Raw genomic sequence first — 14,063 nt, forward strand, 5'->3', positions numbered from 1 at the left:
TTCTCCTCCTACATCCAATCCAAAATCTGAATCTTGCTTTCTTCAGTCCAAACGCCGACATCCCCTGTCGGATAGAGGTATTCGCCAGTTTGATGTTTGAATGGATGCGGAATTTTATGCGTCTCCATCCAATCGGCAAGCTCCCCGCAAAGTGCTTTGATATCCTTTGCGCCGATAAAAATATCTCCCGGAAATCCTACCGGCATGAGCTGATGCTCTTCGCTCAGGACATATATTTCCGTCTCACAGGAAGGGTCATGCACACCTGAATAGACCTCTTCTTGATCTGGGTACAGCACGCTGACTTGTGCGTTTTTCGCCCAATCGGTGATCATCCGCTCTTTTTCTTCATTCGTCACGATCGTGAAGGAAGAGAGGGGTATCTCCATTTGTTCTGTCATAGCTTCAAGTGTGTAGATCAGCTGCTGCATCAGCGATTGTATTTGCTTTTCTGTATATTGATTGAAGCGGTATGTGACCCGTAGCTCCAGCGTCTCTCCCGGAACCGCCACAAGGGTCAGATCATAGTTCGTTTCTTCATGACTCGCAATGTCTAAAATGCGTACGCCGTATGGCTCGATAGATTCAATCGGATAGTTTTCAAACACGACAATGCTGTTAAACAATGAATCTCCATTCGGGATGTGGGTCAGCTGCTGAATATCTGGCAGTACGGTATATTCGAATTCCCGCATCTGAAAAACTGTTTCCTGCGTATGTGCCAGCAGCTTGGAAATGGTCCACTCTGGCGTGATCGGCAAACGGAGCGGCAATGTGTTAATAAAGAGCCCTGTCATACTTTCAACCTGTAATAAGTCCGCCGGCCGTCCTGATACTGTCACTCCGAACACGACATCCTCTGATCCTGAATGAAGATGCAAAAGCAGCCCCCACGCTGTTTGAATCAAGGTGCTCATTGTCACCTTCTGCGTGCCTGTCATCTCTTCGAGTTTCTGCTGCATCTCGGGCGTTAGTTTGATACTTAGCTGATCAACACCTGCTTCTTCATCCGAAGCGGGCCCGCCGTCTCCTGGAAGCGGTGTAGCCTCCTCTACTCCTGACATATAACGTTTCCAGAACTCTAGTGCCTTCTCTTGATCCTGCTTTTGCAGCCACTCGATAAAATCTTTATATGGACGTACAGCAGGAAGATCCACCTCCCGTTCATCCACAAGAGAGCGGTACAAAGAAAAGGATTCTTGAATGAAACTGAACAAGCTCCAGCCATCGATTAAAATATGATGAAAGCTAAAAACAAACGTGCATGTGTTTTCATCACGATGGAATAAAGCAATACGAATCAGCGGTTCATCCGTATCTTCTAGTTTGAAATCCTTTAAACGATCTGTTTGCAAATATCGCTGGATGGCTTCCTTCTGATCCATTTCACTCAGGTGGCGCACATCGTGCTGAGTGAGGTGAATACTTCCTTCTGATTGAATCAACTGAACAGGCTCCTTTAGCCCTTCCCAAGCAAATGTTGTCCGCAAAATCGAATGACGCTCTACAAGCAGATTCCAGGCTTTTTCATAGGCTGCGCCGTCCGTTAAGCCTTCGAGCGTCATATGCACTTGACCAAAATACGCCTGTGACGCTTGATCTAATAGTGCATGAAACAGCATCCCTTGCTGCATTGGAGATAGTGGATACACATCCACTACACTGTCTGGAAGCTCATCAATTTGCTTTTGCGTCAGCTGAACCATTGGAAAATCAGATGGTGTAAAGCCGCCTTTTGTCTCTACACAATGCGTCAGAATATCCTCCATTTTTTCTTTGAACCGTTCAGGTAACAAGCGCACCTCTTCATACTGAAGCAGTTCACGATGGATCATAAAATTCATCTGAAGCTGACCGTTCACAACATATCCGTACACATCGATCAAATGCTGTCTTTCTGCTTTTGGGTCATGTACATGTCCATTTCGTTCATCTGCTAAATAAAGATGTGCTTCACCGTCTATTTGATCTAACTGTCCAAGATAATTAAAGCTCATCTGCGGCGCTGCTTTTTTGAGTAAACGAGATGCTGTCATGTATTGAAGCAAGCCATAGCCGATTCCCTTTTGCGGCACAGCTCTTAAGGTTTCTTTGACATCTTTGATTTGTCTCTCAACATCGGTTTGAATAAAAGGAATAAAAATAGGATAAGAGCTTGTAAACCATCCGACTGTTCGTGACAAATCCATCTGTTCAAATAAATCCTCGCGTCCGTGCCCTTCTAACGTAATGAGTAGTGGCTTTCCAACGGCTTGCGTGAGTCCTGATAAGAGTAAATCGTTTACCTCTGTTCGGTACGCTTGTGATGCCTGTCTTAGTAAAATATCTGTTTGATCCTTCTTCAATTGAATAGACAGGATCTCTGCATGTTCTTCTATATTGAAAAGCGCAGGTGTTTGAAAAGGAGAACCCTCTTCCTCTTGGCTCGTGATCTTTTGCCAAAAAGGAACCTGCTCTTGTAATTGATCGGTTTGTGCATATTCATAAAGAGCATCTGCCCACTGCTGATAGGACGCGGTTTTCTTTGCAAGCGCGATTTCCTGCCCTGCCGCAAGCTGCTTCAGTCCATTTAAAAGGTCTTCCTGTATGATGCGCCATGAGATTCCATCCATCACAAGATGATGGGCAGCGATAAAGAGTTCAGACGTACCATTACTTGTGTGAAAAAGAATGGCTTTGAACACTTCTCCTCGCTCTAATGACAACGTTCCTTGACAAGCGGCGGTCTCCATGCGGATTTGTTCCAGCGCTTCCTCCTGAGAAACACTCGTCAAATCAAAGAAGGTGACACAAGGGGTGATGCCAGGTGCACGAATGGTTTGAATCCACGAGCCATCTGCTGCTTTTGTATAAACCGCTCTCAGCATATCGTGGTGATCGACAATTTTTGAGAGAACCTGTGTCAGCTGCTTTAGCTGTATGGATTGCTTGAATTCCATATGCGCTGATAAATTCCAATAATCTTGGTTTGTCAATGATTGCTCAAAGAACCATGATTGGATCGGAAGCAGACGAACAGCTCCTGTCACAGGTGACTGATCATAGGTTACAGAAACATCTGCCCTTTTCATTGCGAGTGCCAGCTGTGAAATCGTCTGTTTTTCAAATACATCTCTCGGCTGAATGACGTAGCCTTCCTGTGCTAAGCGCGCCACCATTTGTATGACAATAATCGAATCTCCGCCAAGCTCAAAGTAGTTATCATGTACGCCAATCGAAGGAGTACCGAGCAGCTGGGTCCACACTTTTTCCAGTACGCGTTCTTCCTCACTGAGTGCGCTGTCAGCCGGTTTATCCACTTTTTCCTGTTTCCACTCTGGCGGCGGGAGACGTTTTTGGTCTACCTTGCCATTTGCCGTGAGCGGGAGTTCGTCCAGCTCTATTAATAGGCTTGGCACCATATAATCTGGCAGTATTTCTTTTAATTGATGGCGAATGTGTTGCGTGGTGATGCTGCCCTTTTGGACAAAATAACCGAGCAATCGCTTATGACCACTCTCATGCTGATGCGGAATGACCGCACATTCTATGAGGTCTTCAAAGCGCAGCATAGCGGCTTCAATTTCTCCGCATTCGACGCGGTGTCCGCGAATTTTCACTTGATGATCGATTCTTCCAAGGCAGTCGATGATGCCGTTTGGCAGCCAGCGGCCCATATCGCCTGTTTTATATAAACGCGCTCCTTCTTGGAAAGGATGCGGGATAAATGATTGCGATGTTTTTTCTTCATCTCCAAGGTAACCGAGTGCAAGCCCTGTACCGCCTACGTAGATCTCTCCAATGACACCTTGCGGAACCGGCTGCAGCTGGTCATCTAGTATATAGGCTTGTGAATACGCAATTGGCTGACCGATAGGAACCGTGGCCTGCCCTTCATCCAGTGCCCGAATGTGATGCACACAGGAGAACGTCGTATTCTCAGTTGGTCCATAGCCGTTTAAAAGACCTTCAGGCAGATACGGCAGCGCTTTACGGATATGAGCAGCTGACAAAGCATCACCACCGACCAATAAGGCATCGAATCCACATAAAGCTTCTGGATGTTCCTCTGTTAATCGGTTAAACAGCGGCACTGTCAGAAATCCTGTTGTGATCTTGTAAGATGTCAGCGTGTCAGCCAGCGTATCCATTGATAAGATCGTATTTCGATCGGTCAGTATCAGCCTTCCCCCGTTGAGCAGGGCTCCCCATATTTCATACGTAAAGGCATCAAAGGAAAAGCTCGCGATTTGTAAAATGCGCGTTTGTTCATGAAGGGTGACATAATCTGTTTCACATACAAGCCGGATGACCGCTTGATGCGGAATTAAAACCCCTTTTGGCTGACCGGTTGATCCTGATGTGTAATTGATATAAGCGAGTCCATCAGGTTTTAAAGCAGCAGGTTTGAGTTCTGCCTCTGATAAAAACTCTTCATACCCCTGATCCAGACAAATGAGCTCGGTTTGACTGATCGAGACTTGTTTCAGCCATTCATTTTTTGTCAGTAACAGCTGAATACCTGTATCCCTCAGCATATAATCAATGCGTGCATCTGGATATTCAGGATCAATTGGGACATAGGCCCCGCCTGCTTTTACAATTGCCAGCACCCCAAAAATCATTTCTGGCGACCTGTCGATCAGAAGCCCCACTGGTTCATGCGGCTTCACTCCTCGATGCTGCAAATAAGCGGCAAGCCGGTCGACTTTCTCTTGTAACTCCAGATACGTCCACTGGTTTTCCCCAGATTCGAGGGCGGTCGCATAAGGTGTCTTTTTCACCTGCGCTTCAAACCGTTCTGTGATGAGAAGCGGGCCTGATGGTTGATCTGTTTTGCCGCTCCATTCATAGAGCAGCTGCTGCTTCTCTTTCTCTGGAAGATAATTTATTTGTCTGATCGGCTGCGCTGGATTTTCGCAAATACACACAAGCAGCTGCTCGTAGTAACGAAGGAACCGTTCCATCGTGTCGTCAGAAAATAAGTCTGCATCATACTCCAGTTTTAATTGAAGACCCTCCGCCCCTTCAAAAACAAACAGGGATAGATCAAATTTAGCCGTATCGTTATCCTCAATGGCTAAAACGGATGTCGCCTCACCCATCGGAGAAGCTTCAAGGGGCAGGTTTTGCAGAACGAACATGACCTGAAACAGCGGCTGCTTGCCAGCCTCACGTACAATATTCAGCTCATCTACGACCATCTCAAACGGCACATCCTGATGCGCATAGGCGCCCATTGTTGTTTCCTTCACTCGCTCTAATAGCTCTGTGAAAGCCGGATTGCCGCTATGATCAATCCGAAGTGCCAGTGTATTCACGAAAAATCCGATGAGCTGCTCCATCTCCGCCCGATTTCTCCCGGCAATGACGGATCCAACGACAAACTCATCCTGTGAAGACAATCGATGCAGCAAGGTAGAGAAAGCCGAAAGTAATGTCATATAGAGGGTGCTGTCTGTATTTTTAGAAAGAGCAGCCAGCTGCTCAGACAGCGGCTTCGACAAGCGGTATTTTTTCGTTTTTCCCCTATAGGATTGAACGGCCTGACGCATGTAGTCATACGGCAGCATCAACTCTTCCACAGGTACCGCAAATTGCTCCTTCCAATAGGAAAGCTGCTGATGCAGTGTTTCTCCCGTCAAATACTCCTTCTGCCAAAGTGCGTAATCCGCATATTGAATCGGCAGCGGTGAGAGATCAGGCTCCCTCCCCTCGATCATCGCTGTATACCATTCGGATAGCTCCCTTGCGGCAATGCCAATCGACCAGCCATCTGACACGATGTGGTGAATGGACATCAGCAGCAAATGATCTGTTTCTGACAGCCGAATCAGTTTCGCGCGAAAAAGTGCATCATGCTCTAAGCGGAAAGGGGTGCCCGCTTCTTTTTTCGCCCACTCAGCTGCTTTTTGTTCTTTTTCTTCCTGTGATGCCAGATCTGATACATCGACCACCTCAAGCGCTGGAAGAGTCATATGCTCATGTATGATCTGTACCGGTTCATCGCCGCTCATCGCAAAGGATGTTCTGAGTGATTCATGCCTTTGCACCATTTGCTGCAAGCTGCGCTGAAGCACCTTTACATCTAAAGGACCATTCATCCGAAAGGAAATCGTATTATTGTATAATGGCAGATCAGGCTGTAAATGATAGAGAAACCACTGTCTTTGCTGGGCATAGGACATCGGAAGCTCCTGACCCTTTTCTATTTTCCGTATCGGAATCGCTTCATCGGCTTTGGCATGTGAATCAATCCAGTCCGCTAACTCTCCAAGTCTCGTATGCTCAAAAAGAACAGCGAGCGGCACGTCAAATCCCGTTTTTTGTCTAACAGCAGATAGCATTTGCGTTGCCTTGAGCGAATGACCTCCGAGTAAAAAGAAATGATCACCACAACTGATGTTTGAGACATCAAGCAACTCGGACCAAATGTGTGCCAAGAGTTTCTCCGTCTCGGTTTGAGGTGCTCTGTCCTCTGAATCATGTCCACTTTCCTCTATTAATTCATTGAAATGCACTTCGTCCGGTATCCCATCCTCTGTTTCTTTCCAGTATTCTTCAGGATATAGGTGTACGGAACATTCACCAGAGAGACGAGACTGTACACACGTATAAATGGACTGATACAGCCTTTCTTCAACAGCCTTTGTTTGATCGGTCTTGAAAAAGACATATACGGCCTGCTCTGCTTGAATCTCCCCTTGTATCATTTCTTGAATTTCCTGCTTCGACCGATCCAACCCGATATAAATGAGGGGAGCATCTGTCATCAAACATGCCAGCATTGTTTGAATGCCCGCCCGCTTTGGAATCGGGAGATAGCCCCTTTCTTTTAGCATGCCTTTGATCATCGAGCCTTCACTCATTCCGGTCTCATCCCACATACTAAAGCTAAAGCAATACGGCTTCACTGTAGATGTCAGCCTCTGATAATGAGCAAATTGTTCAACGAACTCATTGGCCGCACAATAAGCGCCAACGGTCATCCCGCCCTTTAACGTTCGAGCTGACGAGCTAGAAAGGAATAAGACATTCTGCCGTTTAGAGGCTGCTTCATGAAGCGCAATCGTGCCATATACCTTCGCTTCGTACATCCCATGTAATGACACAGACGTCATGTCACGAAGCAGCTCTTCTTGAATGATGCCAGCGAAATGAATAACGCCATGCAGCCTTTTGCCTAAAGCCGTCTCCTGTCTTGAGATCAGGGCTTCAATGGCTTTTGCGTCAGTGATGTCCACTTTTTCATAAAGAACTGTGCCGCCTCGCTTTTCCGCTAGATTCTCAAGTGAAATCAATACGTCTTGCTGCTCCACAGATAAAGCCTCTCGCGCTTTTCTTCCAACCAGCACAAGATGCACTTGATAGGATGTCAGCAGGTGCTCACTCAGCATTCGTCCAATGCCGCCAAGCCCGCCTGTCATCACATAAAGCCCGGATGATTCAAATGGCGGTTCCTTCATCCTTTGTTCTTTTTCCAGATGAAGCGGTGTTAAAAGAGGAGTATAACGAACACCTTCGCGATAAGCGGCGATATGATGGCTTGTGTCATGTGAGAGCTCTGTCATGATCGATGATGCATGAGAACGGCCAGCATCCGATTCTGCCAGAGAAAAATCAAGACACCGCACCTTGATAAACGGCCATTCATGCTGAACAGCTGTCATCAGTCCTGCTGTCGTTGCTTTCTCCACATCATGTGTTTGATCTTCCGGCAAATTCATCGCATGAGCAGAGACAAAGGTGATCTCTACCGGCTCCTCATAGGCAGCGATCGCTTTTGTTACATATAATGCACTCATGCTGCCAGTTTTCTGTGCTTCTTTCGCCAACGCTGCATGAAGTGTGTCTTCTTGAGTTGTGTAGTTCCAAAGGTGAATGATTTGTTTCACCGAAACGCCATACGAACGGAGCGTCTCAAAGAGTTGTTCGTAGTCAGACGGCCGATTCGGGTGGATGATGAAGTGTGTATGTGTGAGTTGTGTGAATGCTTGACCCGGTTCAACCGTAATATAAGTTTGTTCATTGCTTGAAAGGGATCTCAATTGATCTGCCAGCCCTAATGTGTCTGCAAAGATCACCGTGTTCCCTGCTGTTTGTGTTTCAGCTTCATGAAGCGGAGCAGGTGTCCACTTCTTTTGTAAACTCCAATCAGGCAAGGTGTGTTCATTTTCTAGTCTAATGTCCAGCTCCTTGATGATTTCATCAAATTCGCCTTCCTGCCATCGCTTCTTGAGCTGCGCCCTCTCTATTTTTCCAGAGCTTGTTTTCGGAAAGGCATGCTTCTGGACAGGAATCACGCGCGATGCAGACAGTCCCATTTTTGTTGCAATATGGGATTTGATATTCTGACTTGCCCTCATGATATAAGAAGGTTCATACAGCTTCGGTGTAAAAAAGAGGATCAGCTCGTCGGATGCAGATGCTTCCATTCGAGCGGAACAAGCCGCTACAAAGCTCGTTTCGACGCCGGGTACTTCCTCTGCAATGACTTCTATTTCATAGTTGTGATAATTTTTCCCGTTGATGATGATCATGTCTTTTTCTCTACCGGTTAATGTCAGCCTTCCTTCGTGCAGAAAACCTAAATCCCCCGTGTGAAACCAGCCGTCTGTTTGAAAGACTTCTTGATTCGCTTCGTCATTCTTGTAATAGCCCTTCATTGTCGTCGGCCCTTTAATCTGCACACTGCCAATATGATCTTCAGGAAGAAGCTCATGCTGATGATTCACGATACGAATCGTGATACCCGGAATCGGTCTTCCCAGCTCTGTAAAGCTGACGGTTCCTGTCTCACGTGCCTCCGCTGGTCTTAGCTGCTCTGTGAGTGATGTTTCCTCAAAGGTTAGAACACCGCTGCTTTCATCTCCCCGCTCTATCGCAAAAGAGAAGACAACGGCTGAAGAGATTTCAGACATGCCGAATGCCGGTCTAATGACGTCTCCCTTTAAGCCGTGCGGAGCCAGCAAGTGTAAAAATCGGTGAATCGTCTTCGGTACGACCGCTTCTGCCCCATTGATCATACAAGTCATAGCAGAAAGATCCCAAGATCCTGACGAAATGTCTTTCTCATAATCATTGATCATCGCAAATGCGAAGTTAGGCGCCCATGTCTTCGTTGCACGGTAGCGGTCCATCCAGTCAAGCCAGCGCAGCGGCTGAGCGATAAAATCATCTGTTCTTGCCCGAACCTGCTCACAGCCCGTGTACACATTGACAAGGTGAAACATCACAATACCGCCAATATGATCTAAAGGCATCCAGTCTAACGACACATCCTCTTGTGTAAACCCATTGGCTGCCACTGTTCCTTTGACATTCGCCAGCACGCTTCGATGAGAATGCTCTACGCATTTGGGCATCCCTGTACTTCCAGACGTTAAGATAAAAAAGACTGAATCATCCGGTGACGCGGGATAAGCTTCTATATCTCTTTCTAAAGAAAGCATCGGCTCAACGGCTGCGACACGTAACTTGTCTGTATGCCACAATAAAGCTAAGCCTTGCACCTCATCAATCAGCGAGTCATCTGTTAAAATGAGCGGATGCTCCAGCAGGTGCCACGCATGATGAAGTTTCTTCACGGAGGCATTCATTTCCCGATAGGTCGGTGCAGCGGACACTAGTGTTGGAACAAATCCGCCTAACACACACGCCCAAAAGGCTGTTACCATCGCATGATTGGATGAAAACTGAAAGAACACAGGATCACCCGGTTCAAGTCCTAACGCCCTTAAACCTGTCAGAACCCGCTCGGCATCCTCCTTTAACTGCGCGTAGGATTGTGTGAGTTCATTTTCACTATTGACGATATAAGTCAGCCCATTTGTCGTTTTTGCCGCCTCTGTTAAGGCGTCCTGCAAGGTTTGGGCTCCTGCCTTAACATCTAGATCCCCTCCATAGGAAAGGGCGGGCGGCATGTCCGCTAAAGCAGGGGAAGCCGTTTCCATCTGTATTGATTCAGCTGCGGCCTCCTGCTCCATGTGATTGTCGAGAAATAAATGAGAGAGGTGATATGGCCGCGGTCGAATGGTTTTTTCACGAGAAAAAACAGCGAAGCGTTCGATTTCGTTGGTTTGTAAAATGGTTCTCTGTACATCTTGTAAAATCGTATCCATTGATTCATGTACATTTGATTCGTTCATAATTGATGGTTTCATATGAGTTCCTTTCCTTTTTTGACAGGCAGGGCTGCCAATATGCACCCCTGCCTGAACTAAAGTTTACAAAACGGCTTCTCTATTTTTTTGATTAACTATTTTTTTGATCAGCTGGGCATTTTGGGCTGCACATTCTTTGTTTTTGAACATGTCAGCGTGCTCACCGTAGCCTTGATAATATCGATAAGCACCGGTCGTCGCACCTTCCCAACTGTCCATCCAGTCTGGAATCTCAATTTGCTCTTCCGATTGGATGAAATCAATATCTGCTTGTATCTCTCCTTGATTTACCCCCTTAACAAATGTTTCATAATAGGCCCGCGTTTTTTGAGCAAGCGCTTCTTGAACAAGCTCTTCTTGGGCAAGTTCACTTTGCTTCGATTGATGGACAATCGCTGCGATATCGTCATCGATGGATCGTCCTTCTAAATCACTTTCACCAATTTTCTTATAGGAATCGATCATGATGACCTTTTCCACCGTCCGCCCTGCTTGTTCAAGCGATTGAACGAGGTCAAAAGCCAGATAGCACCCGCCAGAGTAGCCCATCAAAGTCAGCGCCCCTTCAGGCTGAAGGTGCTGAATATGATGAACGTATTGCGTCATGCGGTGATCAGCTTCAATAAAGTCAAAGGCGATCAAACGAACGCTATCAAGCGTTTTGGCAGCTTCCTGATAGATAAAGCCGTAGCCCGGTAATGGCGGAAGAGCAAAGACTGTTGGAGTTTGAGATTCATTGAATACAAGATAGCCGGCAGCTTCATGATCCTGCTGTTGAATATAACGGCTGATTGCTTCAATTGTCGGCGTCTCAAACAGCAAGTGAATAGGCACCTGAACATCGAATTCCTTCGACACCTTTGATAAAAGCGACATCGCTTTTAAAGAATGTCCGCCAAGCTCAAAGAAATGGTCATCTGTACTGATATCATCTCGTTCAAGCACTTCACGCCACATGACAAGCAGCTTTTGTTCTACCTCATTTGCCGGAAGCTTCACATGGCGGTTTCCTTGAGGCACCTCTGGCTTTGGCAGCTGACGTTTATCAACCTTTCCATTTGGTGTCAGCGGCATTTTCTCTAGTCTGATCAGTTCATGAGGCTGCATGTAAGCCGGAAGTTTTTCCTTCAGCCCTGACTTGATCACATCAACCTTGTCCTTCCACTCCTCCTCACACGTCATATAGGCGAGCAGTCTTGTATGCTGCGAGCCATGCTGATCAGTTATAAGGGCAGCTTGCTTTACGCCCGGATGCAAGAGAAGGTGGGCTTCAATTTCTGTCAGCTCAATTCGGTGGCCGCGAATTTTCACCTGATCGTCCACTCTGCCTGCATACTCAATCAGACCGTCTGCTCGAAAATAAGCCAAATCTCCCGTACGATACAGCCTTTCTCCCGCAGCAAATGGATGTGTGATAAAGGCTTCTTTTGTCAGATCAGGACGATTCAAATACCCCTTCGCAAGTCCTTTGCCGCTGAGACAAAGTTCTCCGACCATTCCAATCGGCTGAAGCTGTCCTTGCCGGCTCAATATATAAGCACCCGTTTGGTTAATCGGCTTTCCGATTGGAATAGAATGCGCTTCGATCGGCGGAGCTTCATCTACAGGATAATAGGTGGCGAAAACCGTTGATTCGGTTGGGCCGTAGACATTGACTAGTCTGCCTTTTCCCATGACATCAAAGGCTTTTCTCACATGCTGTACAGATGCACGCTCCCCTCCGAACAGCACCTTGCGCACACTGCGCATCCAATCGGTTTCTTCATCAACGAGAAGATGAAATAAAGCAGTTGGGATAAACATAACAGAAATGCTTTCTCTTTTAATCAGCTCCGTCAGCTCGTGCATATCTAAAATGGTGTCTTTTTTCGGCAGGACAAGCTTCGCTCCGTTTAAGAGCGCACCATATACATCAAAGGTAAAGCCATCAAATACGCTGTTGGATAGCGACAGCAGTGTATCTGTTTCTGAAATGGTTAAGTAGTTCGTATTTTTGACCACCCGGGCAATATTGGAATGGGTTGTCATGATGCCTTTTGGCTGACCCGTTGTGCCTGATGTATACATGATATAAGCCGTATCATGTAAACCTGCTTCCAGCGGCAGATTCTCTGAGCTCATCAGTGAAATTTCCTGATCATCTGCAAATAGATACGTGCCATCAAACGCGAGTCCCTTCGCCTGACCAATAAAGGATGAGTGAGTCAGAAGATGCGTCGCTCCGCTGTCTTTAAGCATGTATTGAATGCGGCTTTCTGGATAATCAGGATCAATTGGCACATAGGCTGCGCCTGCTTTTAAAACAGCAAGCAGACTGACAATGAGTTCAGGCGTTCGATCGGCTAAAATGGCGATGACCGTTTGATGTTCGGCCCCATTTTTTTGCAAATGCCTTGCCAATCGATTGGCCTGTTCATTCAGCTCAGCATATGTCATCGTTTGCTCTTCTGCTGATAGTGCCACTGCATTTGGCTGTTTGCGGACATTATGCTCAAACCATTTCGACAAATACAACTGGTCATGCTCAAGCTCAGGTGCATTCCATTCCTCAAGAATCAGCTGTTTTTCCTGTTTCGTGATGAGTGGGAGTGTATGAACCGATTGATCGGGATGCTTGACCGCCTCATTGATCAATAGACTGAGCTGTTCCTTTAACTTGTGAACAAATTGAGGATCAAACGCTCTTTGGTTAAAGGCCAGCTTCAATAGTAATTCTTCTCCAGGCGATGCGAGCAGATTGAGATCATAGTTTGATTTTTCATAGACATTCATGTCCTCCACCGTGAATCCTAACCGTGCCTCTTGCTCGTCCTTCTTTGCGGCTGGGACATTTTCAAACACGACAATATGATCAATGAGCTGCTGCTGACCTGTCTTTGCCTGAATATCATAAATCGGAATATATTGGTGCGGCTCGGCTGCAAGAGACTGCTGCTGTGTTTCTGACAGGAGCGCACGAAATGTCATGTGATCTGTCAGCTGAATTCTTCTTGGGATGACATTGATGAACAATCCAACCATCCTGTCAACACCTGCCAAGTCTGCCGGACGCCCTGACACAACTGTTCCAAACAGTACATCATTTGACCGCTGATACCTGCTCAGCAGAATCGACCAAACCGATTGAAGCGCACTGCTTAACGTCGCATTTTGCTGCAGCGCTAACTCTGATAAAGCGGCCGTTTCTTCTTTGCTCATGGACCATTCAATTTCGCCTAATTCATGTTCATTCGTTTGTTTTCGCTGTTCTTTAAAGGTCGATTGTCCATCAAATCCTGCTAATGATTGCTGCCAATATTGAAGTGATGCTTGTTTATCTTGTTTTTCCAGCCACTTTATATATTCTTTATATGGTTTGACCGGTTCTAGCTTGTAAGGGACGTCATGTAAAAGTGCATGGTAAATCGCAAATAACTCCTGCACCACAAGCCCAAAGCACCAGCCATCAAGAAGGATATGATGATAGCTCCATATCCAGCGATAGCTGGCAGGGCCCGTTTGGAAAACAGATGCCCGCATGAGAGAATCCTTCGAGAGGTCAAATCCTTTCAGCTGATCCTGTTGTTTGAATTTCTCTATACGTTCAAGCTGTTCGTCTTCAGAAAGATCTTGCAAGTCCACAACATCAAGTGTAAAAGGACGTTCTTTTAGTACAACTTGAACAGGGCGCTTGACTTTTTCGTGGAGAAACACGGTACGAAAAATATCGTACCGCTCCACGATGATATTCATGCTTTCCTCAAGTAAGTCATGACGCAGTGTGCCCTTAACGTTCATATCCATTTGCTCTACATAAAAGCCCTTTTCTTGATGATGGAGGGTATGAAACAGCATTCCTTCTTGCATCGGTGACAGATAATACATGTCTTGAACTTGATCCCTTTTAAATTGACTCATCTATTTCATCCTCCCTTCCTGTTT

Annotated in this window: 2 protein-coding genes; both read right to left on the reverse strand. The window is 46.4% G+C overall.

Going from position 1 to position 14,063, the window contains the following annotated elements:
- Positions 1–8: 8 nt before the first annotated feature.
- Positions 9–10,142 (reverse strand): non-ribosomal peptide synthetase, encoded by a 10,134-nt coding sequence (locus NSS92_RS12395; protein WP_340868328.1) that lies wholly within the window; start codon positions 10,140–10,142, stop codon positions 9–11.
- A 63-nt stretch (positions 10,143–10,205) separates the two neighbouring features.
- On the reverse strand, positions 10,206–14,039 hold the full coding sequence (locus NSS92_RS12400) for a non-ribosomal peptide synthetase (protein WP_340868330.1): 3,834 nt from the start codon (positions 14,037–14,039) through the stop codon (positions 10,206–10,208).
- Between the last annotated feature and the right edge of the window lie 24 nt (positions 14,040–14,063).

This window comes from Bacillus sp. FSL M8-0166 (assembly GCF_038008825.1).
Classification (GTDB): domain Bacteria; phylum Bacillota; class Bacilli; order Bacillales; family Bacillaceae; genus Bacillus; species Bacillus safensis.